This window comes from Saccharomonospora sp. NB11 (assembly GCF_015910535.1).
GTDB lineage: Bacteria > Actinomycetota > Actinomycetes > Mycobacteriales > Pseudonocardiaceae > Saccharomonospora.
Genome location: NZ_JACBJG010000007.1, coordinates 241298 through 268060 on the forward strand (window position 1 = coordinate 241298; position 26763 = coordinate 268060).

At 69.6% G+C, this 26763-nt stretch carries 27 protein-coding genes; 19 read left to right on the top strand and 8 right to left on the bottom strand.

Going from position 1 to position 26763, the window contains the following annotated elements:
* Nucleotides 1–2: 2 nt before the first annotated feature.
* The 3 genes from mutM (at nucleotide 3) to JAV51_RS13095 (ending at nucleotide 2571) form a co-directional block, all read left to right on the top strand.
* A complete protein-coding gene (gene mutM / locus JAV51_RS13085) occupies nucleotides 3–881 on the top strand; it encodes a bifunctional DNA-formamidopyrimidine glycosylase/DNA-(apurinic or apyrimidinic site) lyase (RefSeq protein WP_197320975.1) in 879 nt (292 codons plus the stop codon).
* Nucleotides 882–1105: 224 nt separating this feature from the next.
* Nucleotides 1106–1429 carry a PadR family transcriptional regulator gene (locus JAV51_RS13090; RefSeq protein WP_197321045.1) on the top strand — a complete coding sequence of 108 codons (324 nt, stop codon included), beginning with the start codon at nucleotides 1106–1108 and terminating at the stop codon, nucleotides 1427–1429.
* Complete coding sequence (locus JAV51_RS13095) at nucleotides 1426–2571, top strand: hypothetical protein (RefSeq protein WP_197320976.1); 1146 nt, start codon at nucleotides 1426–1428, stop codon at nucleotides 2569–2571. The genes JAV51_RS13090 and JAV51_RS13095 overlap by 4 nt, the downstream gene beginning before the upstream one ends.
* Before the next feature lie 9 nt (nucleotides 2572–2580).
* Here JAV51_RS13095 and JAV51_RS13100 read toward each other — a convergent pair whose 3' ends face one another.
* From JAV51_RS13100 to JAV51_RS13110, 3 genes are all read right to left on the bottom strand, one after another.
* Nucleotides 2581–3102, bottom strand: coding sequence for a general stress protein (locus JAV51_RS13100; RefSeq protein ID WP_197320977.1), 522 nt, complete (start codon nucleotides 3100–3102; stop codon nucleotides 2581–2583).
* Between the two features lie 150 nt (nucleotides 3103–3252).
* Complete coding sequence (locus JAV51_RS13105; RefSeq protein WP_197320978.1) at nucleotides 3253–4539, bottom strand: ROK family protein; 1287 nt, start codon at nucleotides 4537–4539, stop codon at nucleotides 3253–3255.
* Between the two features lie 192 nt (nucleotides 4540–4731).
* Nucleotides 4732–5487 carry a hypothetical protein gene (locus JAV51_RS13110; protein ID WP_197320979.1) on the bottom strand — a complete coding sequence of 252 codons (756 nt, stop codon included), beginning with the start codon at nucleotides 5485–5487 and terminating at the stop codon, nucleotides 4732–4734.
* Between the two features lie 136 nt (nucleotides 5488–5623).
* Between JAV51_RS13110 and JAV51_RS20250 the strand changes: the two genes are divergently transcribed.
* From JAV51_RS20250 to JAV51_RS13125, 3 genes are all read left to right on the top strand, one after another.
* The gene (locus tag JAV51_RS20250) at nucleotides 5624–5911 is read left to right on the top strand and encodes an acylphosphatase (protein ID WP_307845875.1); all 288 of its coding nucleotides are present in this window, start codon (nucleotides 5624–5626) and stop codon (nucleotides 5909–5911) included.
* 192 nt (nucleotides 5912–6103) lie between these two features.
* The gene (smc, locus tag JAV51_RS13120) at nucleotides 6104–9703 is read left to right on the top strand and encodes a chromosome segregation protein SMC (RefSeq protein ID WP_197320981.1); all 3600 of its coding nucleotides are present in this window, start codon (nucleotides 6104–6106) and stop codon (nucleotides 9701–9703) included.
* 72 nt (nucleotides 9704–9775) lie between these two features.
* Nucleotides 9776–10648 carry a DUF3239 domain-containing protein gene (locus tag JAV51_RS13125; protein ID WP_231642054.1) on the top strand — a complete coding sequence of 291 codons (873 nt, stop codon included), beginning with the start codon at nucleotides 9776–9778 and terminating at the stop codon, nucleotides 10646–10648.
* Nucleotides 10649–10716: 68 nt separating this feature from the next.
* On the opposite strand, the gene JAV51_RS13130 is transcribed toward JAV51_RS13125, so the two are convergent.
* Nucleotides 10717–12225, bottom strand: coding sequence for a sodium:solute symporter (locus JAV51_RS13130; RefSeq protein WP_197320982.1), 1509 nt, complete (start codon nucleotides 12223–12225; stop codon nucleotides 10717–10719).
* A gap of 9 nt (nucleotides 12226–12234) precedes the next feature.
* Entirely contained in the window at nucleotides 12235–13440 is a 1206-nt protein-coding gene (locus JAV51_RS13135; RefSeq protein WP_197320983.1) for an anhydro-N-acetylmuramic acid kinase, read from the bottom strand.
* Between the two features lie 133 nt (nucleotides 13441–13573).
* Between JAV51_RS13135 and ftsY the strand changes: the two genes are divergently transcribed.
* Entirely contained in the window at nucleotides 13574–15142 is a 1569-nt protein-coding gene (gene ftsY, locus JAV51_RS13140; RefSeq protein WP_197320984.1) for a signal recognition particle-docking protein FtsY, read from the top strand.
* Nucleotides 15143–15204: 62 nt separating this feature from the next.
* Here ftsY and JAV51_RS13145 read toward each other — a convergent pair whose 3' ends face one another.
* From JAV51_RS13145 to JAV51_RS13155, 3 genes are all read right to left on the bottom strand, one after another.
* Nucleotides 15205–16269, bottom strand: a complete 1065-nt coding sequence (locus tag JAV51_RS13145) for an LCP family protein (protein WP_197320985.1) — start codon at nucleotides 16267–16269, stop codon at nucleotides 15205–15207.
* Nucleotides 16266–16817, bottom strand: coding sequence for a SigE family RNA polymerase sigma factor (locus JAV51_RS13150; protein WP_197320986.1), 552 nt, complete (start codon nucleotides 16815–16817; stop codon nucleotides 16266–16268). The genes JAV51_RS13145 and JAV51_RS13150 overlap by 4 nt, the downstream gene beginning before the upstream one ends.
* 66 nt (nucleotides 16818–16883) lie before the next feature.
* Nucleotides 16884–17660, bottom strand: a complete 777-nt coding sequence (locus JAV51_RS13155) for an IclR family transcriptional regulator (RefSeq protein WP_197320987.1) — start codon at nucleotides 17658–17660, stop codon at nucleotides 16884–16886.
* Between the two features lie 158 nt (nucleotides 17661–17818).
* Between JAV51_RS13155 and aceB the strand changes: the two genes are divergently transcribed.
* From aceB to JAV51_RS13215, 12 genes are all read left to right on the top strand, one after another.
* Nucleotides 17819–19393 carry a malate synthase A gene (gene aceB / locus JAV51_RS13160; RefSeq protein ID WP_197320988.1) on the top strand — a complete coding sequence of 525 codons (1575 nt, stop codon included), beginning with the start codon at nucleotides 17819–17821 and terminating at the stop codon, nucleotides 19391–19393.
* A 283-nt stretch (nucleotides 19394–19676) separates the two neighbouring features.
* Nucleotides 19677–19808 (top strand): hypothetical protein, encoded by a 132-nt coding sequence (locus JAV51_RS20385; RefSeq protein ID WP_255534921.1) that lies wholly within the window; start codon nucleotides 19677–19679, stop codon nucleotides 19806–19808.
* Nucleotides 19809–19896: 88 nt separating this feature from the next.
* Entirely contained in the window at nucleotides 19897–20406 is a 510-nt protein-coding gene (locus tag JAV51_RS13170) for a hypothetical protein (protein WP_197320989.1), read from the top strand.
* A complete protein-coding gene (locus JAV51_RS13175; protein WP_197320990.1) occupies nucleotides 20406–21827 on the top strand; it encodes a WXG100 family type VII secretion target in 1422 nt (473 codons plus the stop codon). Before JAV51_RS13170 ends, JAV51_RS13175 begins: the two co-directional genes overlap by 1 nt.
* Nucleotides 21828–21844: 17 nt before the next feature.
* The gene (locus JAV51_RS13180; RefSeq protein ID WP_231642055.1) at nucleotides 21845–22339 is read left to right on the top strand and encodes a hypothetical protein; all 495 of its coding nucleotides are present in this window, start codon (nucleotides 21845–21847) and stop codon (nucleotides 22337–22339) included.
* Entirely contained in the window at nucleotides 22336–23073 is a 738-nt protein-coding gene (locus JAV51_RS13185) for a hypothetical protein (RefSeq protein ID WP_197320992.1), read from the top strand. Before JAV51_RS13180 ends, JAV51_RS13185 begins: the two co-directional genes overlap by 4 nt.
* 27 nt (nucleotides 23074–23100) lie before the next feature.
* A complete protein-coding gene (locus JAV51_RS13190; RefSeq protein WP_005444171.1) occupies nucleotides 23101–23442 on the top strand; it encodes a DUF4333 domain-containing protein in 342 nt (113 codons plus the stop codon).
* A complete protein-coding gene (locus JAV51_RS13195) occupies nucleotides 23439–23939 on the top strand; it encodes a hypothetical protein (protein WP_197320993.1) in 501 nt (166 codons plus the stop codon). The genes JAV51_RS13190 and JAV51_RS13195 overlap by 4 nt, the downstream gene beginning before the upstream one ends.
* Complete coding sequence (locus JAV51_RS13200) at nucleotides 23936–24418, top strand: YbaB/EbfC family nucleoid-associated protein (protein WP_197320994.1); 483 nt, start codon at nucleotides 23936–23938, stop codon at nucleotides 24416–24418. Before JAV51_RS13195 ends, JAV51_RS13200 begins: the two co-directional genes overlap by 4 nt.
* 112 nt (nucleotides 24419–24530) lie before the next feature.
* A complete protein-coding gene (locus tag JAV51_RS13205; protein WP_197320995.1) occupies nucleotides 24531–25292 on the top strand; it encodes a LamB/YcsF family protein in 762 nt (253 codons plus the stop codon).
* A 71-nt stretch (nucleotides 25293–25363) separates the two neighbouring features.
* On the top strand, nucleotides 25364–25888 hold the full coding sequence (locus JAV51_RS13210) for a VOC family protein (RefSeq protein ID WP_197320996.1): 525 nt from the start codon (nucleotides 25364–25366) through the stop codon (nucleotides 25886–25888).
* 32 nt (nucleotides 25889–25920) lie between these two features.
* Entirely contained in the window at nucleotides 25921–26754 is an 834-nt protein-coding gene (locus tag JAV51_RS13215; protein WP_197320997.1) for a MerR family transcriptional regulator, read from the top strand.
* The last annotated feature ends 9 nt before the right edge of the window (nucleotides 26755–26763 follow it).

The window sequence follows — 26763 nt, forward strand, 5'->3', positions numbered from 1 at the left end:
CTGTGCCCGAGCTGCCCGAGGTCGAGGTGGTGCGCTCCGGCCTCGAAGCACACATGATCGGGCGCACGGTGGCCTCGGTGGAGGTGTTGCACCCGAGAGCCATCCGTCGTCACGTGCCGGGTGAGGCGGACTTCGTCGGCCGTCTCACCGGCGCGAAGATCACGGATGTCCGGCGGCGTGGCAAGTACCTGTGGTTCGACCTTGCCGACGGCGCCGCCGTGTTGGCGCATCTCGGCATGAGCGGGCAGATGCTCGTGCAACCGCGTGACGCGGTCGACGAGAAGCATCTTCGGGTGCGGCTGCGCTTCGCCGACGACGGACCGGAGCTGCGTTTCGTGGACCAGCGCACGTTCGGTGGGCTGGCGGTCTCGGATCTCGTCGAGGTCGACGGCACGGTGGTGCCGTCGACGATCGCCCACATCGCGCGCGATCCCATGGACCCGTTGTTCGACGTCGACGCCGTGGCTCGTGCCTTGCGTGCGCGGCGCACCGAGGTCAAGCGCGCGTTGCTCGACCAGACTCTGGTGTCCGGAATCGGCAACATCTACGCCGACGAGGCGTTGTGGCGGGTGAAGCTGCACTGGGCGCGTCCCACGGATCGGCTCACGGCCGCGCAGGCGCGTGAGGTGCTCACCGCGGCGGCCGACGTCATGGCCGAGGCGTTGACGGTCGGGGGCACGTCCTTCGACGCGCTCTACGTCAACGTCAACGGCGAGTCGGGCTATTTCTCGCGCTCGCTCGACGCCTACGGCCGTGAAGGGGAGCCCTGCCGGCGCTGCGGCTCGCCGATCGTGCGGGAGACGTTCACCAACCGCTCGTCGTTCAGTTGTCCGCGGTGCCAGCCGAAACCGCGGTCGAGAACGCAGCCGCGCCGCCGCTGAGTCCCCGCCGCTCTGTCCTGCGGCGACTCTCGATCGGGCGCCCACCTGGCGCCTGCTCCCCGCGATTTCGCTGTTTCCGGTGATCCGCGGGTCGTCGTTCGGGGTCTTTGCATCCGGGTTGAGCGCGTCGTTTCGGCTCTTCCACGGACGCTCAGTACATTTTTGTCCACACTACTGCGCAATGCGTGGTACTGTCCTCCGCGCAGGGCAAGGAGGGAGGGCCGGTGGAGACGAGTCAGCTGTTGAAGGGCGTGCTCGACCTCGCGGTGTTGGCTGTGCTGCGCCATGACGACGGCTACGGCTACGACGTCGTGCGGCGGTTGCGCCAGGCCGGGCTGGAGGAGGTGGGGGATGCCTCCGTGTACGGCACGCTGCGGCGCTTGTACAAGGCCGGGTTGCTGACCACCTACGTCGTGGCGAGCGAGGAAGGCCCTCACCGCAAGTACTACGGACTCAATGAGCTGGGGCGAGAGCGACTGGCCGGCTCGACGACGACCTGGCGCACGTTCGCGGCGACCATGGAGCGCCTGTTGGGAGAAAATTCATGACTGCACATACCCATCCCGTCGTCCGTGCCTATCTGGGGCGCGTGCGGACGGCGTTGTCCGATCTGCCGACGTCGGAGATCGAGGAGATCGTCGAGGACGTCCGACCGCAGCTGACGGAGATCGTCCAACGGCTGGGGGACGGGGCGAGCCTGGAGGCCGTCGTCGCCGAGATCGGGGCTCCGGAAAGCTACGCCGCCGAGGTGCGGGCCACGGGGGAGTACCCGCCCGCGCCGCACGAGACCGTGGCGACCGAGAAGCCACGAACGATGATCGCGCGGGTCGCGTTGGCCGGGTTGCTGGCGGCCACGATCTGCGCCGCCGCGGCGGGCATGACGGTGGCCGTCAACCTGGACGACAACGGCGCGCTTCCGTTGTTGCTGCTCACGGTGGTGCTGATGGCGGGCGCGGCCGGGTACCTCGTCGTGCGAGGAGCGGACGATCTGTCGACGCTGCCGGAGGTGCGCAGGCTGCTGGAGCTGCGGGCGGGACGGGAGGCCGTGTCCCGCGGCGGGAGCCTGCTGCGGGCGCTCAATCCCGTGTGGTGGGTGATGTCGGCGGCGCTGTTGGGACTGCTCGCCGTCGCGACCGCCGTAGGCCCGGGCCGAGGCATCCTCAGCCTGGCCATCCTGCTGGTGCTGGCGGGAATCGCCATGTGGGCCGGGCCGAAGTCGGCGCGCGACTCGCGATGGGCTGCCGTGGCGATCCCGTTGTCGGCCCTGGTGCTGGGAGCCGGTGTGGGGGCGGCGGGCTTCGTCCTCCGCACTCTCGGTGAGGACCCTCCGCCCTACGAGGCGCTGTACACCGACGAACAGCGCAACCTCGACATGAACGGGGATCCGTTGCTCTACTACGGTCCGCGCCCGCTGCACAACCTGTACGTCTTCGACTCCGACGGCAACGCGCTCACCGACGTCTACCTCTACGACGAGGACGGCACTCCCGTGTTGGTGCCCAGGTACGCGTGTGACCCGTACCTGGGCGAGGAGATCCAGGTCGGTACGGACAACCGGTTCCCGCGGCCGCACATCGAGCTGGGCGGGTTCGACGAGCGTGGCGTCGTCAACGGCTACGAGATCTCGCAGCCGTTCTGCGAGGAGGTCGACGACGTGCCCTTCACGGTCGCCGTACCCGGAGGCAAGTGAGCGTGGCGCTCAGAACCCGCGCGCGTTCGACCACGCGAGTTGCGCGAGCAGGTCACGGCCGCTCTCGGCGTTGCGCGGTTGACACAGCACGTCGTAGCGGCGGGCGACGAGCTGGCTGTGCGAGATGAAGCCGCGACGTCCCCTGGTCGCGGCGTAGCTCGCGGCGGAGAACGCCATTCCGAACGCGACACCGGTGACCAGGCTGATCAGGATGGGGGCGAGTCCGGCGCCCGGGGTGAACAGGCTGAGGAGCAGCCCGACGAAGAGTCCGAACCACGCGCCGGACATCGCACCGCCGACCAGGACCTTGCCCCATGTCAGTCGTGCGGCGACGCGCTCGACCAACAGTGGATCGACGCCGACGATGGTGACGTCCTGCACCGGGAAGTCCTTGCCGGCGAGGTGGTCGACGGCGCGTTGCGCCTCCGCGTAGGTGTCGTAGGAGCCGATCGGCCAGCCCGTGGGCATCGTCGGCAGCTGCGGTGCCTGCTGCGGGAGCGAGTACGCCGTCCGGGAGAACGCCTGGGTCATGCTTTTCTCTCACCTCTGGGGAGACACTGTCGTGCTCTTCACCCTGTCCAACGTCGGAGGCCGTGCGAACAGTGCCCGAAGGGTCCCAATTCACAGTCGGTTCTCAGGTGGAGCACGTCGAACCGGCGGTGGCCGGCGGTGGTCCCGACCTCAGACCGCCGCTGTGTGGACGCCGTTGCCGGTGTGCAGGCCGGAGAGCCCGTTCGGGGACCCCGCGTGCAACCACTTGCCGAAGTACCGCACGGAGAACAGTTCGTCGAGCACCATGTAGGCGGCGCCGACGAGTCCGCCTTCCTCGCCGAGCCGGGCCTTCTCGATGCGGAGCTCGCGTGTGGACAGCGGGAGCGAACGCCGGTAGATCGTCTCGCGGATCGTCGCGAGGAACAGGTCACCGGCCCCGGCGATCTTGCCGCCCAGCAGGATGGTCGACGGATTGTAGAAGTTCACCATCGTGGCGAGCATCGCGCCGATACGTCGCCCCGCGCTGACCATGAGCTGCACGGCGTGGTGGTCGCCCGCGCTCGCGGCGGCGGTGACGTCGGCGGCCGTGATCGTGCCCTTCGCGGCGAGCGTCGCGGCCAGGGCCGGGCTCTCACCCGAGCGAGCCAGCTCCTCCCCGTCGCGAGCCAGAGCGGCACCGCCTGCGACGGCTTCGAGACAGCCGGTCTTGCCGCACCGGCACACCACGGCACTGTCGTCGGACACGGCGGCGTGGCCGATGTCGCCCGCGCACCCCTGCGCCCCACGGTGCAGGTGTCCACCGTGACTGATGCCCGCGCCGATGCCCGTGCCGATCTTGACGTAGAGCAGGTCGCCGAGTTCGCCGGGCAACCCGGGGGTGCGGAGCTCGCCGAGGCACAGGAGGTTCACCTCGTTGTCCACCCAGACCGGCGCGTCGTAGCGGGCGACCAGCCGTTCGCGCACCGGGTAGTTGTTCCAGCCCGGCATGATCGGCGGTTCGGACGGGCGGGCGGTCGCGAACTCGACGGGACCGGGGAGGCCCAGACCGACGCCCCAGACGTCCTTCGGCGAGCCGCCCAGTTCGGCGAGCAGCGTGTCGAGGGCGCTCTCGACCTCGGCCAACACCGGGTCGGGACCGCGGGCGATGTCGCAGTCCTGGTGGGTCATCGCGAGGACCGTGCCCATCAGGTCGGTCACGCCGGCGGTGAAGCCGGTGGCACCGAGCTCGGCCGTGAGCAGCCGACCGGCGTCCTTGCGGAACCGCAGAGTGCGGGCCTGGCGACCTCCCGTGGACGGGTTGAGGTCACCTTCCTCCAGCAGGCCCGCGTCGAGCAGGGTGGTGGTGCGTTGGGTGATGGCCGTGCGGCCGAGGCCGGTGCGCTGGCTGAGCGCGGGCCGGGTGTCGGCGGCACCGCTGCGCACGAGGTCGAGGAGGCGTGTGTAGCTCTCCAGCAGCTCCGGACTGGGCTCTTCCACCGCGGACCCCCTTTTGTCTGTGTCCCCCCATCATATCTCTGAGGCTGCACAACTTCTGTTTGCTTCAGACATTAGAGGGTAGATCGAAATCTTAAGGGTGGCATTCCGCGCGGAGGCGGCGGTGATGGGGGCCACTCGCGGCCGGTGTTGCTGGTCCGTCCGAGTGACGGGCCAGCACGCGTCGTGGTGAGGTCAGGCAGTCGGTTCGGACGACGGGAGCGTCGAGGTGGTGCTCGTCGCCGACGGGCTCGTGTCATCGCGGGACGTGGATGACGGGACCGGCTCGTCCGAGTGGCTCGACGTCGGGCTCGACGTCGGGTTCGGCGTTCCGGCCGGCGACGAGCTTCCCACCGGCGGTGAGGTGTCCTGGGATGACTCGGGCGTCGACGGCTCCGACGGCTCCGGAGAGTCCGACGGCTCCGACGGCTCGGTGGGGTCCGTGGGTTCGGGGTCCGTGGGCTCCGAGGGGCCGGGTGTGTCCGTCGGGTTCGGCCCCGGCTCGTTCGTCGGCTGGGTGGGCTGCGGTCGCGTGGTGTCGTCGCCGTTGCCGTCCGAGGTGCGCGGGGGCTGGCTCTGCGACGGCGTGTCCACCGAGGTTCGAGGGGCGTCGTCCTCGTCGGTGGTGGTCTCCGTGGTCGACGACTCCGAGGAGGCCGACATGGACCCGGTGACGGCCACGCCGTCGATCACGACCGTGGTCTCGGCGGGCTCGGCCTGCCCGGGCACGATCTGTGCGGGGTCGCCGCCTCCGGAGGACCGTCCCGTCTGCGTGACCCCGGTGTTCTCGGTGGTCTCGGGCTGAACGATCTGGGCCACCGCCGCGAACGCCGTGCACAGCGCGAGGCCGCTGGCGGCGAGCGCGAGGTAACCGCTGCGGTGCAGCCGTCCTGCGGACTCGCGGGGCGGCGCGACCTGGTCGCGTGGTTGCTGCCCTGGCGAGGTGGTCATGAGACTCCTTCGGAGATGCTTCGAGCCCCCGAGTGTTCGCGCGGCACAGTATCACCGGCGTGAAACGACCCGCGAACGCGTTCACCCACGCGAGCCCGCGCCGTCGTGTGCGGTCGGGGTGCGCGACGATGAGGGCGTGACGGGTGAAACGGAGACGGTGCGACTGACGGCATGGGTGCACGGCTCGGTGCAGGGCGTGGGTTTTCGCTGGTGGACCAGGAGTCGTGCGTTGGAACTGGGGCTCACGGGACGCGCGACGAACCTTCCGGACGGGAGGGTGGAGGTCGTGGCGGAGGGACCACGCGCGGCGTGTGAGCAGCTCCTGCGCGCGCTCCGCTCCGGAGAAACACCCGGACGAGTGGAGCACGTGGCCGAACTGTGGTCGGCGGCGCGGGGCGGTCTCACGGGGTTCGTCGAACGCTGAGCGTCGGCCCGACGACGTGCGGATTTCGTCGGCGGGGGCCGGGTGCCACGCCGATGCCCGCCTACCACGACCTTGGCGGGTGCGTCGGTAACATCAGCCGATCGGACAGCGAGTACCGACGGGAGTACGGACGGCAGAGGGTCACCCGTCGTCGGTCGGTACGGGAGTCGGGACGGGAAAGGTCTACACCGCGTGCACCTGAAGAGTCTGACGCTCAAGGGCTTCAAGTCCTTCGCGTCGGCGACCACCCTGCGGTTCGAGCCGGGCATCACGTGCGTCGTCGGCCCCAACGGTTCCGGCAAGTCGAACGTCCTCGACGCGTTGCGCTGGGTGATGGGGACGCAGGGGGCCAAGGACCTGCGCGGCGGCAAGATGGAGGACGTCATCTTCGCCGGCACCGCGGGCCGGGCTCCGCTCGGCCGTGCCGAGGTGACGCTGACCATCGACAACTCCGACGGCGCGTTGCCCATCGAGTACACCGAGGTGTCGATCACGCGCCGCATGTTCCGCGACGGCGCGAGCGAGTACGAGATCAACGGCAGCACGTGCCGGTTGCTCGACATCCAGGAGCTGCTGTCCGACTCCGGCATCGGCCGGGAGATGCACGTCATCGTGGGGCAGGGGCAGCTGTCGGAGATCCTGCAGGCCAAGCCCGAGGAGCGCCGCGCCTTCATCGAGGAGGCGGCCGGGGTGCTCAAGCACCGCAAGCGCAAGGAGAAGGCGCTGCGGAAACTGACGGCGATGCAGGCCAACCTCGACCGGCTGAACGACCTCACCGCCGAGCTGCGGCGGCAGTTGAAGCCGCTGGGCAAGCAGGCCGAGATCGCGCGGCGGGCGCAGGCCGTCCAGGCCGAGCTGCGTGACGCGAAATTGCGGCTCTACGCCGACGACCTCGTCACCCAGCGTCGGGAGATCGAGAAGGACGAGGCGGACGAGCGGGCCGCGCGCGAGCGTCGTGCCGAGGTGGAGCAGACGCTGGAGTTCGTCGTCTCCGAGCAGAGTGAGCTGGAAGCGGCGCTCGCCGAGGACGCCCCGAAGCTGACGGCCGCGCAGGACACCTGGTACAAGCTGTCCGCCCTCGCCGAACGGCTGCGGGGCACGGTGCGGCTGGCGGCGGAGCGGCGCCGCCACCTGTCGGCCGAGGTCGACACCGGCGGAACCGGGCGCGACCCCGAGGAGTTGCTCGCCGAGGCCGAACGAGTCGCCGAGCGGGAGGCGGAGCTGACCGAGGCGGTGTCGGAGGCTCGCGCCCTGCTCGCCGAGGTCGTCGAACGGCGGGAACACCTCGAACAGGTTGTGCAGGCGGCCGAACGCGCCCATCTCGCCGCCGTCCGGGCCATCGCCGACCGCCGCGAGGGCATCGCCAAGCTGTCCGGCCAGGTGGAGGCGCTGCGGAGCAAGAGCACGGCCACCGCCGAGGAGATCGAACGGCTGAGCACCGGTATCGCCGAGGCGGTCGAGCGGGCCGAGGCCGCCGCGGAGAGCGTCGAGGAAGCACGCGCCGAGGGCGGTGTCGAGGACTCCGACGACGAGAGCCTGCGCGAGCGGCACGACCAGGCCGTTCAGGCTCACAAGGCGGCGAAGGCGCGCGTCGAGGAGCTCGTCAAGGCCGAGCGTGCGGCGGAGCGGGAGATCGCCTCCGAGAAGGCTCGTGTCGACGCGCTGTCCATGGGCTTGAAGCGCAAGGACGGTGCCGGGGCGCTGCTGGGCGCGGCCGACGACGTCGCGGGCCTGCTGGGCTCGGTGGCCGCGCTGCTGACGGTCGACCCCGGGTACGAGGTCGCGCTGGCGGCGGCGCTGGGACCGGTGGCCGACGCCGTGGCGGTGGAGCACGGGGAGAACGCGGTCGCCGCGCTGCGGTTCCTCAAGCAGAACGACGCGGGCCGCGCGGGTCTGTTGGTGGGCGGCGCGACCACGTCGAGCGACCCGGCCTCCTGGCCGACGCTGCCCGACGGCGCGCGGTGGGCCCGTGAGGTGGTCACCGCGCCGGAGGCGTTGCGGCCCGCGGTGGAACACGCGCTCGACCGGGTCGCCGTCGTGGCCACGCTCGACGACGCCCGGCGCGTCGTGGGCGCGTACCCGGAGATCACGGCCGTCACCAACGACGGCGACGTGCTGGGCACCCACTGGGCGACAGGCGGTTCGGCGCGCGACGAGAGCGTCATCGAGGTGCAGGCCGCCGTCGACGAGGCGCAGGACCGTCTTGTCGCGGCCGAACGGGCCTTCGAACGTACGGCCGCCGAACTGGAGGGCGCCCGTGCCGAACAGCAGGCGCGCCGGGACGAGTTGGAGCAGGTCAAGGAGGCGGTGAACGAGGGCAAGGTGCGCCGCGCTCGCTCCGCCGAACGGCTGGCCAGTCTGGAGAAGGCCGCGCGCTCCGCGCAGGCGGAGGTCGAGCGGCTCACGGCGCAGCGCGCGAAGGTGGAGAGCACCCGCCAGACCGTTCTCACCCAGCTCGCGGAGCTGGAGGAACGGCTTGCCGCGATCTCCGAGCAGCCGGTGGACGAGGACCTCGACACGAGCGAACGCGACGAGGCCGTCGAGGCACTGGCCGAGGTGCGGCAGGAGGAGATGGACGCCCGCCTCGGGCTGCGCACCGCCGAGGAACGCGCGCGGAGCCTCGCGGGCAAGGCGGATTCCTTGCGCCGTGCCGCCGAGGCGGAACGCCAGGCGCGGGAGCGGGCCGAGAAGGCGCGTCGTGCGCGGGAGCGGGGCGCGGCCATTGCGGCAGCCGTCGTGGCGGGCGGTGAGGCTGCACTCGACCGGATCGAGGTGTCGCTGCAGCGGGCCGCCGCCGAACGGGACGCCATCAAGGCGCGTCGCGAACACACCGAGCAGGCGTTGAACCAGGTCCGCAACCGGGTGCGGGAGTTGACGGTGGAGCTGGAGAAGCTCACCGACGCCGTGCACCGCGACGAGGTGTTGCGTGCCGAGCAGCGGCTGCGGCTCGAACAGCTCGAAACCCGCATCACCGAGGAGTTCGGGATGGCGCTCGACGACCTCGTCGCCGAGTACGGCCCGGACGTGCCCGTGCCGCCCGGCCCCGGTGAGGTGGCCGAGTACGAGGCGGCCAAGGAACGTGGCGAGACGGTGATGGCACCCCAACCGATCCCGTACGACCGGGCCACGCAGGCCAGGCGGGCCAAGCGCGCCGAACGTGACCTCGCGCAACTGGGCAAGGTCAACCCGCTGGCACTGGAGGAGTTCGCCGCGCTGGAGGAGCGCTACAAGTTCCTGTCCACGCAGTTGGAGGACCTCAAGGACACCCGCAGAGACCTGCTCACGGTCGTCAAGGAGGTCGACGACAAGATCCTGCAGGTCTTCACCGAGGCCTACCACGACGTGGCGCGTGAGTTCGAGACCGTGTTCTCCGTGCTCTTCCCGGGCGGGGAGGGCCGCATGGTGTTGACCGAACCCGACGACATGCTCACCACCGGCGTCGACGTGGAGGCGAGGCCGCCGGGCAAGAAGGTCAAGCGGCTGTCCCTGCTCTCCGGTGGCGAGAAGTCGCTGGTGGCGGTGGCGATGCTCGTGGCGATCTTCCGTGCGAGGCCGTCGCCGTTCTACGTGATGGACGAGGTCGAGGCCGCGCTCGACGACACCAACATGCGCAGGCTGATCGGGCTGCTCGAACAACTGCGGGCCAGCTCGCAGCTCATCATCATCACCCACCAGAAGCCGACGATGGAGATCGCCGACGCGCTCTACGGCGTGAGCATGCAGGGCGACGGCATCACGAAGGTGATCTCGCAGCGCCTGCGGACGTCCGACACCGTGGAGCAGCCGGCGTAGGACGGGGACGGCGGCGGCCGACCTCACGGAATCCCGTTGAAGGCGTCCGCGGCGGCGGGGTGATCTGCGACGATGCCCCGCATGATCGAGCAGACAGAGCACGGCTGGCCCACGGGAGATCCGCGCCGGTTCTTCGACGTCCCGATCGATCCGGCGCAGCTTCGGGCGAGCAGCCCGAACGTCTACCGGCGGGCGTGGCGGTTGACGACCGGTGTCGTGGTCGGTGGCGGGTTGCTCGCGCTCGGGATCTGGGCGATCGCGTCGGGCATGCGCGGGGCCGAGGAGTCGTGGGTGCTGATGGGTGCGGGCGTGCTGGCGGTGCCGGCAGGCGTGGGCCTGTTCCTGCGTGGCCTGTTGGCGAGCAGCGCCGCCAAGCCGTATCGGGGTGGACAGCTCGTGCCCGGGCTCGTGGTGGAGCAGGCCGACGCCGACGTGCAGGTGCTCGTCCTCGCCGACGTCTCGCGCGACCCCGTGGCACCGCCGGTGTTCGCGTACCGGCTGATGAGCTTCACAGCCCGCGAGGGCACGCGGTTCGTTCCCGGACAGCCCGTGCCGTGCGTGGCACATGGGTTCGCCGCCGCGCCGTGGAGCAGGGTGTGGTGGAGCTTCGACGCCTCGCCCGTCGAGTGGGCGTCGGCGGACCCGGAGGTGGTCGACGCGGCGGGGCGGGCGATCCCGCGCGCGGAATGGGACCTGGTGCTGGCGGGCACGGACCGGGTCGCCGATCTCCGGCGGCGTCCGTCACGGGTCGTGCGCCTCGACGAGGCGAGCGTCCCCGAGGTGTTGCGTCGCCCGCCGACCCGCATGGGGGTGCCCGTGGAGTGGCAGCCGGACGGTCGAGCACGGTTCGTGGGTTCCGTCGGCCACGTCACCACGTCCGCCCCCGCGACGGCCGCGACGGTGGAGCTCGACGTGCCCGGCGCCGACGGGACGACGACGCGCTGAGTCGGTGAGACGACGAAGGGCCGGACACCTCGCGGGTGCCCGGCCCTTGTCGTCGATCGGTCAGCCGCTCACGCGGCTTCCTTCACGCGGTCCTCCTCGTCGTCCCCCGTGGGGGCCGGGTGGCGCAGCGAGAGCAGTCCACCGACCACGAGGGTCACGACGACACCGAGCGGCACGTACCACGGGAAGGCCAGTCCGGCCTCCGTGCCGTCGACGGTGAAGGTGACGCCGAGGATGAACACGGCCGCCACGACGATCGTGGCCACGAACGCGACGATCGCGTCGGTCTGGCGGGCCCGCTTGACGAGGATGCCGAGGGCGAACGCTCCGAGCAGCGCGCCGTAGGTGTAGCTGGCGATGCTCAGCCCGACCTCGACCACCGGCTGGTCCGTGCTCGTGAACAGCGACGCGAAGATCACGAACACGCCCGCCCAGATCAGCGTCCACAGCTTGGCCTGCTTCAGCACGACCGAGTCGGGCAGCTCCTTTTTCGTGATGCGCTGGTAGATGTCGCTGACGGTGGAGGTCGACAGCGAGTTCAGCGACGACGAGATGGTGCTCATCGCGGCGGCGAGGATACCCGCGATCAGCAGACCCGAGAGCCCGGACGGCAGTTGCTCGACGATGAACTTCGGGAACAGCTCGTCGTTGGACTGCAGGCCCATCGAGGCCGGGTCGGCGCCGTCGTAGAACGACCAGAGCATCGCGCCGACCAGCAGGAACAGCGCGAACTGGAAGAACACCACCACGCCGCTGGCGATCACGGCCTTCTGGCTGTCGCGTACGTTCTTGCAGGCCAGCAGGCGCTGCACCATGAGCTGGTCGGAGCCGTGCGAGGCCATCGCGAACAACGCGCCACCCACGACGGCGGTGACGAACGCGTACTGGTTGGTGATGACGTTCGACGAGAAGTCGAAGAACTGGAACTTGCCCTCGTCCGAGAGCGAGCCGAACCACCCGTCGGGCAGCTTGCCCGCGAGGAAGAACACGGCCGCCACCGCGCCGAGGCAGTAGATGCCCATCTGGACGACATCGACCCAGATGACCGCCTTGATGCCGCCGAGGTAGGTGTAGACGACGGCGACCACGGCGATGGCCGCGATGATCACCCAGTACGACACGTCGAGCCCGAGCGCCGCGAGCACCATCTTGACCGGGATGGCGGTCGCGAACAGCCGCACACCGTCGGCGAGCAGGCGCGTCACCAGGAACGTCACCGACGCGGTGCCCTGCATGCCCTTGCCGAACCGCTTGCCCAGGAAGCCGTAGGCGCTGACGAGGTCGCCCGCGTAGTAGCGCGGCAGCAGCACGAAGGCCACGAGGATGCGACCGATGAGGTAACCGATCGCGAGCTGCAGGTAGGTGACGTTGCCCAGGTAGGCCACGGTCGGCACGCTGATCACCGTCAGCGTGGACGTCTCCGTGGCGACGACGGAGAACGTCACCGCCCACCAGGGCACCTGTCGGCTACCGACGAAGTAGTCGGTCGAGGACTTCTGCTTGCCGCCGAGCAGAATGCCCAGCAGCGGCGACCCGACCAGAAATATCGCGATGATCGCGAGATCCAGTGCGCGCATGGCTGTCTCCTACGGTGTTTCGGGGGTCGGGACCCGCAGGCGGGTCAAGGGCTGCTGGTATGGGGCAGGCATGATCAGCGGACCGGCCCCCGGCGTGATCGTGCCGAGGATGCGAGGTCCTGCCGAGCCGGTCGCGCTCGGCACGTTGGCGGGAAGTCCGTTCCAGGTCAGCCAGCCGAGCAGCGCCGTCAGGTACGCCTCCTTGGCGTCGGACGGCAGACCGAGTTCGTCACTGGGCACCACGGTGACACGACGCCGTAGTGCGGCTGCGAGGGCGGGGTTGCGGAGGCCGCCTCCGGAGGTCACGACAGTGCTCACGCCGTGGCGCTCGCACTCGGCCACCACCGTCGCCGCGGTCAGCTCGGTGAGCGTGGCGAGCAGGTCGGGGCCGTCGATCGGGGGCAGCCCCTCGGTGGCCTGCCTGAGGTAGGCGGCGTGGAAGTACTCCTTGCCGGTCGATTTCGGGGGTCGCAAGGCATAGTACGGATCCGCGAGCAGGCGCGACAGCAGGTCCTGCCTCACAGTTCCGCGGAGGGCGAGCGCCCCGTCGAGGTCGCTGCGCTGGGCTCCGCCGGTGACCTCGGTGGCGGCGATGTCCAGCAGCGCGTTGCCGGGGCCGGTGTCGTAGGCGAGGACCGAGCCGTCGGGGTGCACGACCGTGAGGTTGGCGATGCCACCGATGTTGAGCACGCCCACGGGCCTGCCCTCACGCTCGGCGGTCGAGCGCAACCACATCGAGTCGATCGTGCTCGCCAGCGGCGCACCGTGTCCGCCCGCCGTCACGTCGCGCACCCGCAGGTCGGCGACGACGGGGAGGCCGGTGCGTTCGGCGATCCAGGCGGGTTGGCCGATCTGCAGGGTGCCCTCGACCCGATCCTGCTCGACCCAGTGGAACACGGTCTGGCCGAGGCAAGCGATCAGGTCCGCCTCCCCGCCGGCGAGGTCGGCGATTGCGGTCCGCGCCGCTTCGGCGAACGCCTGGCCCACGCGGGTGTCGAGCTTGGTGAGCTGCTCGGCGCTGCAATCCGCGGGAGGCAACGCCGCGAGGATGTCGCGCCTCAGCTCGTCGGGGTAGGGCAGTTCTCGGTGGCCGAGCGGGGTCAGGGTGAGCTCGTCGCCCTCCACCCGGAACGAGGCGACGGCGACGTCGATGCCGTCCACGGACGTGCCGGAGAGGAGACCGACGACCCGGAGCTCGGTCTTTCTTTCAACCACGGTGGTGGTCTAGTCCAGGAAGGGGCCCGGCGCAAGATGTTTCGTGAAGGATTGTCCAAAAAGATTTGTAGTGAGTTGAACGCTGACCGTATTGGTCGAGGGTGGACTGCCGGCGACGAGGGCGGATGGGAGGATGGCTGTCGTGTCGAACACCTGGTTGTGGATCATCATCGCCGCGGCGGTTGTGCTGTTGGTCGCACTCGTGGCCGGGCTGACGATCGCACGCAAACGCCGGATTCGCCTGGAGCGTGAGCCGGAGGAGAAGCGGCCGCAGGGCAACTCCTACCAAGCCGGAGGCGGTATCGCGCTCGCGCCGGGCGGGGAGAAGACGACCCCCGCGCAGCCGCAGGCTCCACCCGAGCCGCCTGCGCACCCGGTGGCCGAGCGCACCGAGACCGACGGGGAGCCAGGGGTCGGCGAGGACGCCGCGGTGCCTCGGGACGCTCCGCGTCGCGACATCGTGGACGTGCGGTTGCCCGACCAGGCCGAGGCGCCGGAGGCTCCGGCGGAGCGTCCGGCCGAGGAGGCCGTCCCCGAGCCGCGCCCGGAGGCGCCGGACACCACCGTCACGGACACCACCGTCGAGTCGGACACCGCGGTCGCGCCCGAGCAACCGACCCGGGAGGCGGAGTCCACCGAGGCTCCCCAGGCCCCCGACACCACGGAGGTTGCCGAGGCCGAGCCGACCACGGCCGCGCCGAAGTCCGAGCCCGTGATCGAGACGCCGGTCGCCGCGCCGACGGCGCCACCGGAGCCCGTCGAGGAGGTCGCTCCCGCCGCGGGCCGGATCGAACGCCTGCGGGGCAGGCTGTCGAAGTCGCGGTCCGCGTTGGGACAGAGCCTGCTCGGTCTGCTCGGCGCCGGCGACCTCGACGAGGAGTCGTGGGAGGACGTCGAGGACACGCTGCTCATCGCCGACCTCGGTGCGGCGACCACCACGGAGATCGTGGAGACGCTGCGCACGGAGCTGTCCGTCCGCGCGGTCCGCACGGCCGACCAGGCTCGCGCGCTTCTGCGCGAGGTGCTGATCAACGCGCTGGGCCCGGACTCCGACCGCGCAGTGCGTGCCCTGCCGCACACGGTCGACGGCACGAAGCAGCCCGCCGTCGTCCTGGTCGCGGGAGTCAACGGCACCGGCAAGACCACCACGACGGGCAAGCTCGCGCGGGTGCTGGTGGCTCAGGAGCACAAGGTCCTGCTGGGCGCGGCCGACACGTTCCGGGCCGCCGCGGCCGACCAGCTCCAGACCTGGTCCGAGCGCGTCGGAGCGGAGGTCGTCCGTGGCAAGGAGGGCGCCGACCCCGCCGCCGTGGCGTTCGATGCGGTCAAGCGCGGCATCACCACCGGTGTGGACGCCGTGCTGATCGACACCGCGGGCCGCTTGCACACCAAGACCGGCCTGATGGACGAGCTCGGCAAGGTCAAGCGTGTCGTGGAGAAGCAGGCAAAGGTCGACGAGGTGCTGCTGGTGCTCGACGCGACGACGGGCCAGAACGGCCTCGCCCAGGCGCGGGTGTTCTCCGAGGTCGTCGACGTCACCGGCATCGTGCTCACCAAACTCGACGGCACCGCCAAGGGCGGCATCGTGTTCCAGGTGCAGCGGGAACTCGGTGTGCCGGTCAAGCTCGTCGGGCTCGGCGAAGGCCCGGACGACCTCGCGCCGTTCGAGCCGGAAGCGTTCGTGGACGCGCTGCTGTCCTGACAGCCGACACGCGAAGGCCACCGCCTCCTCACCGGGGACGGTGGCCCTTCGTCGTGTTCGGATCAGTTCACACAGCGTGCCTCGCCGGTGCGATGCGGCTCGGGCGCGGTGCCCTCCGGCGCACGGCCGTCGAGGAACGGACCGACGAACGCCCGTACCTCCTTCGGATCGACCTCGATCGCCGCGACCCCGCCCGGCATGACGACGTCGCCCACGGGGACGGTGGCCGTCGAGAGCGTGGGGTGGGCGGCCAGCCGTTCGGCCAGCCCGAGCACGTCGAGGTCGTCGTCGGCGCGGACGTGGCCGTCGAGGGCGGCGACCACCTTGCCGACGGTGTCACCGTCGGCCTCGCCCACCGAGTCGACCAGCGACTCCGCGAAGGCCTGAAGACGCACCATCCGGTCGAGGTCCCCGGCGGGAAGGTTCCGGCGTTGCCGCAGGAAGGCCAACGCCTGCTCGCCGTCGAGGACCTGTTCACCCGCCTCCAGGTCGGCACCGGAGGCGGGGTCGTGGTGGGCCTCGGTCACGCACACCTCGACGCCGCCCACCGCATCGGTCACCGCCGCCACGGCCGACATATCCGCCAGCACGTAGTGGTCGGGGGTCTCGCCCGTGAGCGCGGCGACCGTCTCCAGCAGCGTCTCGGCGCCCCGACGGTCGGCGGCGGCCTCGTCGAGGCCCTCGTCGAGCGCGTCCTGCCGTCCGAGCTGGTAGGCCGCACCGAGCCGGTTCGGTCCGTGACCCGGCACGTCCACCCAGGCGTCGCGAGGCAACGACACCGTCGCGGTGCCGTCGGCACGCACCCGGGACAGCAGCACCGCGTCGGTGTGTCCAGCTCCGTCCATTCCCGCGACCACCAGCGTCGGCTCGGTCGCCGACCGTTCGGCCGCGGGCATCGTGTCGTCGACCGGGTCCGTGCTCCACAGGCTGGGCACCACGACGGCGGCGACGGCGACGGCCACCACCGCCGCTCCGGCCACCGTGGCCGCGACCAGCGAGGGACCGCGTCGGCGCGGCCGGTGGGCCCGCCGCGCCAAGGTGTTCTTCACGACGTTCGCGTCGACCGCGCGACTCGCCTCGTGGGTGAGGGCCTCGCGGATGAGGTTCTCGGTGCGGTCGTCGGTCATGCCAGAGCCCCCTTCACGGAGTCGGTGAGGCCGGACCGAGTGGCCTCGGCGCCGCGCAGCCGGGACAGCGCGCGGGAGATGTGGCTGCGAACCGTGCCCTCGCCGCACCCCAGGACGTCGGCGATCTCGGCATCGGTGAGGTTCTCGTAGTAGCGCAGCACGAGCGCCGACCGCTGCTTGCGCGGAAGCGTCGCGATGCGGGCCCGCATGGCGTCCCGCTCGGCGTACCGCACGGCGGGGTCGGGCTCCGGCGACGCCAGGGCCTCCAACGCCTCGTGGCTGGTGGCCACGTGCTTGGCTGCCCGGCGCCGCCGCCACGACAGGTATTCGTTGGTCACCATCCGCCGCACGTACGCGTCGGGCGCGTGGAGCGCCGCGATGCGTTCCCATCTCGATTGCGCCCGGAGCAGCACCTCCTGGACGACGTCCTGCGCCAGGTGCGGGTCGCACGTCAGCGCCGTGGCGTAACGCAACAGCCGGTCGAGCCGCTGCTCGACGAAGTCGTCGAAGCGACGGGGTATCGCTTCGGTGTGGAATGGGTCAGTCACGCGTCTGTAACGTCGCCACTGCCGCGCTTCGTTGAGTCCGGGCGCGAAGAATTCCCCGGTGCGCGCTCACTCGGCCGGATGGCGCGCCGCGAGCTGCTCGGACAGTCGCTTCGCGGTCCGCTGCACCGCCGGGGTGATGGCACGGACGACCTCGTCGGTGAGGCGGCCCTCGGGTCCGGACACCGACACGGCGGCGGGGACGGGCGCGTCCGGCACGGCCACCGCGATGCACCGGACACCGAGCTCCTGCTCGCTCTCGTCGAGCGCGTGGCCTTCCTCGGCGATCCGCTCCAGGTGCGTCAGGAAGGTCTCGACGTCGGTGTGCGTGTGTTCGGTGTAAGCGGGCATGCCGGTGCGGGCGAGCAGCGCGCGCACGTCGTCCGGCGGCAGCGTCGCGAGCATCGCCTTGCCGACGCCGGTTCCGTGGGGCAGCAGCCGTCGGCCGACCTCGGTGAACATGCGCATCGAGTGCCGCCGGGACGCCACCTGGGCGACGTAGACGACCTCGTCGCGCTCCAGCACGGCCAGGTTCGCGGTCTCACCGACCTCGTCGACGAGTTCGGCCAGCAGCGGCCTCGCCCAGGTGCCGAACTGGAGACTCGCGTGCTCGCCGAGCCGGATCAGCCGGGCGCCGAGTGCGTAGCGCCGGTTCGTGTTCTGCCGCACGTATCCGAGTGTCACGAGGGTACGGATCAGGCGGTGAATGGTGGGCATCGGCAGCCCCGACGAGGCCGCGAGCTCGGACAGACTCGCCTCGCCGCCGGTGTCCGCGAGCCGTTCCAGCAGTTCGAACGCGCGCTGGAGCGACTGCACACCTCCGTTGCCCGCTTTGGCAGTCGCCACCGGGTGACTCCTTTCTCGCGGTCCGCGCCGAGGCTCCTCGTCGAGACTCCGCGTTGAGGTTCCGCAATGTAGAAACTATAGTCCGGTATACAGAAGAGTTGCTGTCGATCGTGATGACTGTTCCGGCAGTTCGCGAGTCCTCGTGTTTGGGGTGTTCGATGTCTGATGTGCGTGTGCTCGGCGCTGCTGTCGAGCGTGGCGATGAAATCCTCACCGATGAGGCGCTGGAGTTCCTCGCCGGGCTCCACTCGTCCTTCGCCGCCACGCGGGACGAGTTGCTCGAGGCGAGGAAGCGTCGCCGTGAGGAGGCCAAGCGGACGGGGCGGCTCGACTTCCTGCCCGAGACGAAGGAGATCCGCGAGTCCGAGTGGACGGTCGCCGAGGCCCCGCCCGCACTCCGCGACCGTCGGGTGGAGATCACCGGTCCCACCGACCGGAAGATGACCATCAACGCCCTGAACTCGGGCGCCAAGGTGTGGCTGGCCGACCTGGAGGACGCCAACACGCCGCATTGGGCCAACGTCGTGTCGGGTCAGGTCAACCTGTACGACGCGGTGCGCAAGACCATCGAGCTCGACACCGGCAAGAAGCACTACAAGCTGCGTGACGACGTCGAGCACGCCACGATCGTCGTGCGTCCGCGAGGCTGGCATCTCGACGAGCGCAACCTGGAGTTCGACGGTCGCAAGGGCGTCGGCGCGCTCGTGGACTTCGGCCTGTACTTCTTCCACAACGCCAAGGAACTGCTGAACCGCGGCGCGGGCCCGTACTTCTATCTCCCGAAGATGGAGAGCCACCTCGAAGCGCGCCTGTGGAACGACGTGTTCACCTACGCCGAGAAGACGCTGGGCGTCGAACACGGCACCATCCGCGCCACGGTGCTCATCGAGACCATCCCGGCTGCGTTCGAAATGGAGGAGATCCTCTACGAACTGCGTGAGCACGCGTCGGGCCTCAACGCCGGCCGCTGGGACTACCTGTTCAGCGTCATCAAGTACTTCCGGGACGCGGGCGAGAAGTTCATCCTGCCCGACCGCAACAGCGTCACGATGACGGCGCCGTTCATGCGCGCGTACACCGAGCTGCTGGTGCGCACCTGCCACAAGCGCGGCGCGTTCGCGATCGGCGGGATGGCGGCGTTCATCCCGAGCAAGGACCCGGAGACCAACGAGAAGGCGTTCGCCAAGGTGCGCGACGACAAGTCGCGCGAGGCCGGTGACGGCTTCGACGGCTCCTGGGTGGCGCACCCGGGCATGGTCGAGCTGTGCAAGGAGGAGTTCGACAAGGTGCTCGGCGACAAGCCGAACCAGCTCGACCGCCTCCGCGAGGACGTCTCGGTGACCGCCGACCAACTGCTCGACGTCGCGAGCACCGAGGGTCGCGCCACCAAGGACGGCCTGCGCGGCGCCGTGGACGTCGGCGTCCGCTACATCGCCTCCTGGCTGGGCGGCAACGGCGCGGCGGCCATCCACAACCTCATGGAGGACGCCGCGACCGCCGAGATCTCGCGTTCGCAGGTGTGGCAGTGGGTGCGCAACGGCGTGGAACTCGACACCGGCGAGAAGGTCACCGAGGAGCTCGTGCGGTCGGTGCTCGACGAGGTGCGCACCGAGCTCGCCGACGTCATCCCGGCCGAGCTGCTCGCCGAGTCGGTGGAGCTGTTCGAGCAGGTGGCGCTGGCGGAGCAGTTCGCCGACTTCCTCACCCTCCCCGCGTACGAACGCATCAAGTGATCCCGTGCCGTGCCCCGGTCCGTCCGTCTCGGGTGGACCGGGGCACGGTCATGTGTAGCCCGTTCAGGTGATCGACGCCGCTTGTGTCCACAGTGCTCGCCTTGGCTGGGAATGATCAACTTTTGTGGCTCGACAGGGATATCCGCGGACGACGGCGTGGACGCGAGGCGTGACGGTGCTCGTCGCCGGGTGCGCGATGCTGGCAGGCTGTGGCACGACGACGGGCACGCCGGTCGCGGCGACGCCGACCGCCGAGCAATCCGCGGTTCCTTCGTCTGCCCGCATGAGTGACACGACCGACCCGAGACGCCGAGCCGTGCTCGAATTCGCCTTGACCACGCGGCGGGAACACTTCCAGGACCTGGCGGTCGACTTCCAGGAGTTCGTCTCCACGGTCCGTGTGGAGGGCGGCTAGTTCGGGCCGATACGTGCTGGATCATCCGATTGGGTGAAACAAGTCGATCTCCCGGACGCATAGTTCGAAGATCAACATCCTGTTTGGTGTGACTGGTGGGTTTGGCTTCGGAGCAATCCCTGAGGAGCTTCGGCAGACGGCGGGCAAGATCGATGACGCCATCGGAGGAGTCATCCAGCTCTTCCGGGAAGGGCCGACAGGTGACTATGGACATTCAGGTGTCCAGCGAGCGTGGGCGGACTTCGTCGAGAACGTCAAACGCGAGGTGGAGTCCCTTCGCGACAAAGCTGCCGAACACGGTGACTCCCTGCGGACGGCGGCGATCAAGTACCTCGAGCGCGAAGCGGAGACGGGTGCGACGCTGACCGGTCTGGGGGGCCTGGTCGACGGTGGGGGTCTCGATCCTAGTGTGGTCCCGGGCGGCGGGATCACGGGAGGCATGGGGATCGGCCAGGTCCACAGCGGCCAGCCGATTGGCGCAGGACTCGATCCGAGTGTCGTCCCGGGCGGTGGAATCACCGGCAGTATCGCCGACGCTCTCTCCGGTATCGAGAGCGAAACTTCCAATGAGACCGCGGGCCGGGGGATGCCGTCCTGATGGCCGAACTGGGGCAGACAACCAATCCACGAGAGTTGATCCCGGGCGACCCGGAGGCGATCATCAACGACCTCCGCGAGCTCGTGAAGAACATCGAGGCCATCGGAGCGACCGGCGACGGACTCGGCAACGTCGATCCCGGGGAGTGGACCGGTGATGCCGCCACGGCCTTCCGCGACGTGTTCAGTGCCGAACCACCGAAATGGTTCCAGGCGGTCGACACGGCCAACCAGGGTGGACAAACTCTCGCCGACTACGCCGACACCTTGGTCTGGGCCCAGGGCGAAGCGCAGCGGGCGATCGAGATGTACACGGAGGCGCAGGCGGCGTCACGGGCTGCCGCGGCCCAGTACAACGAACAGGCCCAAGCCGCCTCCCAGGCGGGCGAGACGCCGTCGCCGTTCGACGACCCCGGTGCCGCGGCGGCGGAGGAAGCCCAAGCCGTCCTGGACAACGCGCGCAACGAGGTGAACCAGGCCGGAGACCGGTCGGCCGGGCTACTCGGTTTCGAACCCGATGGCGAAGGCGGCTACAAGCGCGACCTCGGGGGCCGAGAGTGGGGAAGCTCCCGGCGAGACAAGACCGAATGGGACCCGGAGAAGAAAGAGTGGGTCGACCCTGGCGGGTACCAGCGACACGGTCGTGGTGGCAGTTGGACTGGTCAATGGGGAACGCAGTCCGACGGGCTGTTTCACGACTTCGTCAAGGACACCCTCGGCCAGCTCGGTATCGAGATCCCGGAAGAGGAATGGGAAGCGTCGGCGAACGTCGACGTCCTCGGTGGCCAACTCGAAGGCGACTTCTCATCGGGGGACTGGTCGGGCAGCGGACGTCTCGAAGGCTCCTTGCTCGGCGCGGGCGCGGGGGCGAACGCCACGGCCTCCGCGCTCGCAGTCTCGGCGAGCGCCTACGCGGAGGCGTACCTCGCGAAGGGAAGTGCCGAAGGTGAACTGAACTACGGCGAGCACGTGTCGGTGTCCGGTAGCGCCGAAGCCTCCATCGGAGCCGAGGCGACGGCCGAGGGTTCGCTCGGCGTCACCGGAGCTCAGGGAAGCGCTGGAGCTTTCGCCGGTGGAAAGCTCGGTGGAGATGTCGGTGGTGAGGTCGGGGGCATCGGTGTCGGTGCCCACGGCGAGGTACGGTACGGCATCGGTGCGGAGGCGAGTGGACAGTTCGGAATGGGCGATGACGGCAAGTTCCACATTGGCGCCTCGGTCGGTGTCACGTTGGGAGTCGGCGGGTCCCTCGGCTTCGATATCGCAATCGATCCGAGCGGTGTCGTGGACGCCGTATCGGACGCAGGGGAATTCGTCTCCGACATCGGCAGTGGTATCGCCGACGTGGCATCCGATATCGGCAGTGGTATCGCCGACATGGCGTCCGATGTCGGCAGCGGGTTCGCCAGCGTGCTCGGCTTCTAGGACGGATGGGAGACAGCATGGCAGCGACCATTCCCGTGCCGATCGAATTCTCGTTACCCGAGGGGTGGCGGTCGGTGAATCCCGACTCGGTCGACGCGAGCGGACTCGGTTTCGTGGCAGTGCACCCGGGGACGAGCGGCGCGTTCACGGCCAACATCACAATCTCGGGCGAACTGCGTGAGTCCCACGTGCCGCTGGCGGAGGTCGCGGACGAGGCGGTCGAGCGGCTTCGTGCGGAGAACCCGAGTGTCGAAGTGGGTCGGCGCGAGCAGACCGGTTCGGCGGAGAACCCTGCTCTCACCCAGGTCGTCCGGCTTCGGGTGGTGAGCTCGGGGAAACCGGTGCAGGTCTATCAGCTTCAGGTGTTGTTGGGGATGCAGGACCAGCGTGACAGGAGTCGGCGCGCGGTGCTGCACGTTGTGTTGAGTGCGTTGCCGGCGCAGTTCGCGCAGCTCATCGGCGACTTCGAGGAGTTCCTGTCGACCATCCGGCCGGAGGGTGCGAACTCGTGAGTACCGGTCTGATTGTCGCCATCGCAGTGGGCGGTGGGGTCCTGTTCCTCGGCGGGTTGGCGTGGCTGATCAGCAAGCTGACCCGCTCCTTCGCCGCTGAGAGCGGAGCCGCCACCGCTGAGGCCGGCGACGTGCGGCAGCGGTTGGCGGAGGAGCTCCAACGGCGGGGGTGGAGATTCGAGGAGAGGAACGACTCCTACGCCGAAATCCACAACGCGCAGCCCGAGTTCCAGTTGCGTAACGTGCTCGATCCGTTCACTTTGCCGCCCAAAGCGGTGGGCGCTCGGAACGTCATCACCGGAACCCACCGCTCCCGCCCCTTCATCGCGACGGAATTCGACGTCCGGCATCAGGGACAGCACGTGCCCGTGACGGCTGTGTGGCTGAGTCTGCCCGCGATGCGGCCCGGGCTCACCGTGAGGCGCGTACTGCGTGCCCAGAGCAAGATCCGTTCTCAGATCGGCCAGCGGGACATCCAGCTCGGTTTCCCTGAGTTCGACGAGAACTTCGAGATCACGACCGAGGACGAAGCTTTCGCCCGTGCCGTGCTCGTCCCCGACCTTGTGCGCTTCCTTGTCACGGACCCCCGTGCGTCGCGAGGATTCGCCATCTATGGCGACCAGCTCAACGCGCACGACATCGTGGGAGATCACCGTGATCCGCAGAAGCTTGTACCCGCACTCGATTTGCGGTGCGACATTCTCGACCGAATCCCCACCTTCGTCTGGTCTTGATTCTGAAACTGATGAGGAGAAGTTATCGTGAAATTGCGGTCACTGCGTGCGGTCGCTGTCCTGGCTGTTGGCGCTGCCTTTGCGCTGTCGGGATGTAGCTTCAAGTCGACCGTCTCCAAGGAAGAACTCGAAAAGCAGTCATTTGATGTGCTGACCAAGATGGCGGGCGAAGAGCCGGCCGAAGTCGAGTGTCCTGGACCGATCGACGGTGAAGTGGGCGCGAAGACCCGCTGTGTGCTCACAGCGAAGGACGGTGGTCGCATCGGTTACACGATCGAGATCACCTCCTATGAGGACAATCGCGGCAAGATGGTGGTTCAAGTCGACGAGACGCCGATGCCGCCCGCGCAGGGGAATGCCGGGACATGAGTACGACGGTGACGGCTTTGCCGGTGCCGATTCGGTGCACTCTGCCGGACGGCTGGCTCTCGGTGCCGCCGAAGGAGGTCAACGCCGACAACGCCGCCTTCGTGGCGGTGCATCCGGGGTTGAGCAAGGGGTTCACTCCGAGCATCACCATGACCGGGCACGTTCGCGCCCACGACGCGCCGTTGCAGCAGGTGGCGGAGGAGTCGCTGGCGGAGCTGCGGGCGGGCGCGACCGAGGTGCGGGTGGGGGAGCGCAGCGAGGTGGGTACCGTCGACAACCCCGGCTTCGCGCAGGCGGTTCGGCTCGTCGTGCCCTACGGCGGGAAGCCGCTGCACCTCGTGCAGCGCCAGGCGTTCTTCTCGATGAACTACCCACCTGACCCCGGCAGCACGGCGGTTCTGCAAGTCGTTCTCAGCGCGTTGCCGGACCAGTTCGTGCGACTGCTCGACGAGTTTCACGAATTCCTGACGACGATCCGACCGGAAGTGGAGCGATGAGTGGTTACGCGGCGCAACTGATGCGTCGTATCGAAGCGTTGGACACGGCGGCGGCCGACAACCGGCGACGCGCCGAGGCCTACCAGCGGACGGAGGAGGAGCTGAAGGACGTCAGCGCGAGCGTGACGTCGCCCGACGGGGTGGTGACCGTCGTGGCCGGGCCCGGGGGCGTGATCTCGTCCGTCACGTTCTCCGAGAGCGTGCACGACCTCAGCCCGGCGTCCTTGTCGACGACGGTGCAGCAGACCATCGCGGCCGCCGTCGCCGCGGTGGCGCGCCGGCAGGCGGACGTCGTCCGCCGGGGCCTCGGCAGCTCGGAACTGCTCGACCGGGTCACCGAGTCGGACGAGCGACTGTTCGGAGATCAGCGCCCGAAAGCACCTGCGGAGGATCTCGCGCCCGCGACAAGTGAGGCGCATGCTGCCGACGACGAGTTGTTCTTCGAGGAGTTCGACATCTTCGAGTCGTCCGAGCAGTGAGAAGTCGGGCCGCGGATGGGCGTTGACCGGCTCGTCGTGTGGCCGGGGCCACCGGGATGTCTGTCGTGTCGCGCCCGTACCCGACTCCGAACACCGCGGTTACCCTTGCCTCGTGGACGCGATGATCGACCTGAACAGCGACCTGGGCGAAGGCTTCGGCGCGTGGCCGCTCGGTGACGACGAGGCACTGCTCGACGTGGTGACCAGTGCGAACATCGCGTGTGGGTTCCATGCCGGTGATCCGAGTGTGCTGCGCCGGGTCACCGAGCGCGCGGCGGAGCGGGGCGTGAGCATCGGCGCGCAGGTCGGTTACCGCGACCTCGCCGGGTTCGGTCGGCGGTTCATCGACATGGACCCGCACGACCTGGCCAACGACGTCATCTACCAGATCGGGGCGCTCGACGGGTTCGCGCGGATTGCGGGGTCGGCCGTGCGGTACGTGAAGCCGCACGGGGCGCTCTACAACGCCGTGGTCTCCCACGCCGAGCAAGCCGCCGCCGTGGTGGAGGCGGTCCGCCGCTACGACCCGTCGCTACCGATCCTCGGCCTGCCGGGCTCGGAGCTGGTGAAGCAGGCCGAGGAGGCGGGCCTGTCCGTGGTGCTGGAGTCGTTCGCCGACCGCGCCTACACGCCGCAGGGCACGTTGGTGTCGCGCCGCGACCCGCTGGCCGTGGTGCGGGACCCCGACGCGGTGGTGGAACGCAGTGTGCGCATGGCGGTCGAGGGTGCGGTGCAGGCCGTGGACGGCACGGTGCTCAGCCTCAGTCCGCAGTCGCTGTGCGTGCACGGGGACACTCCGGGCGCAGTGGAACTCGCTCGGCGAGTGCGCAAGGCCCTGGCCGACGCCGGGGTGGAGGTCAAGCCCTTCGTGTGAGCGGAGTGTGCTCGCGGTCACAAAGGAACGAGCTTGACCCTCACGTTGCGTGAGGCCCGAGGCTCGTTCCCATGAGCGACTACTACAACGCCTTCGAGATCAGCCCGGTGCCCGCGCCCGGTCCCGACGCCGTCGCGCCGGAGCTGTACCGCGGGATCTACGGGATGCCGGCGTTCGTGCGGATCCCGACGAACGACCTGGCGGCCTCGGTGGACTTCTGGACTCGCGGGCTCGGGTTCTTCGAGTTGTTCGGCATTCCCGGGACGCTGGTGCACCTGCGTCGCTGGGCCTTCCAGGACGTGCTGCTCGTCGCGGGGGAGGACGTGCCCGAGCGGGCTCCGTCGCTGACCGTCAATTTCGCGTGCGTGTTGAACCAGGTCGACGAGATCGTCGACGCCGTGCGTGCGTTGGACGCGGACGCGGTCGACGGTCCTCGTGACACCCCGTGGAACACCCGCGACGTGGAGGTGCTGACCCCGGAGCGGACCAGGGTCGTCTTCACCGCGGCCAAGCAGTGGGACCCGGAGAGCCAGGAAGCACGCAACCTCGCGGCCGTGGGCATCACGGCACCCGAGTCCGACGGCGGCGAGGGATGAGCACCCGCACGGCACCGGCGACAATGGTGCCCATGTCCGGGGTCGGTGACGTGCGTGGCGGTGTCGACGACGCCGCGGTCGACGGGCTGACCGTCGGTGAGGTGTCGGCGCACCTCGGGGTCACGGTCCGGGCGTTGCATCACTGGGACGACATCGGCCTGGTCCGGCCGTCGGTGCGCACGACGGCCGGGTACCGGCTCTACACAGCCGGGGACCTGGAGCGGCTTCACCGCGTCGTCGTCTATCGGGAACTGGGGTTGGGTCTGGAGGCGATCCGGTCCGTGCTGGACGGCGGCGACACCGACGTTCCCACGGCGTTGCGCGCACAGCAGGCGCAGGTCACGGAGCGGATCGAGCGACTTCGGCAGTTGAGCGTGGGATTGGAGCGCATGATCGAGGCACACGAACGCGGTCTGTTGCTCACCGCCGAACAGCAGGCCGCCGTCTTCGGCTCGGACTGGAACCCGGACTGGCCCGCCGAGGCCCGGGAGAAGTACGGCGACACGGCGCAGTGGCGGCAGTACGCGGAGCGCGCGGCCACCCGCACCCCGGAACAGTGGCAGGACGTCGTGGACACGGTCACCGAACTGGACCGGGCGCTCGCCGACGCAATGGACGCGGGCGTGGAGCCCGGAAGCCCGGAGGCGAACGACCTCGTCGAGCGGCACCGCACCGTGTTCAGTTCCTCCTACTTCACGCTGACGCGGCAGATGCAGGTGTGTCTGGGCCGGATGTACGAGGCGGACCCGCGGTTCACGGCCCACTACGACACCGTTCGGCCCGGGCTCGCCGGGTGGTTGCGACGCAGCATCGACGCGAACGCCCGCGCTCACGGCATCGACCCCGACACCGCCTCCTGGGAGTAGTGCCGGGGT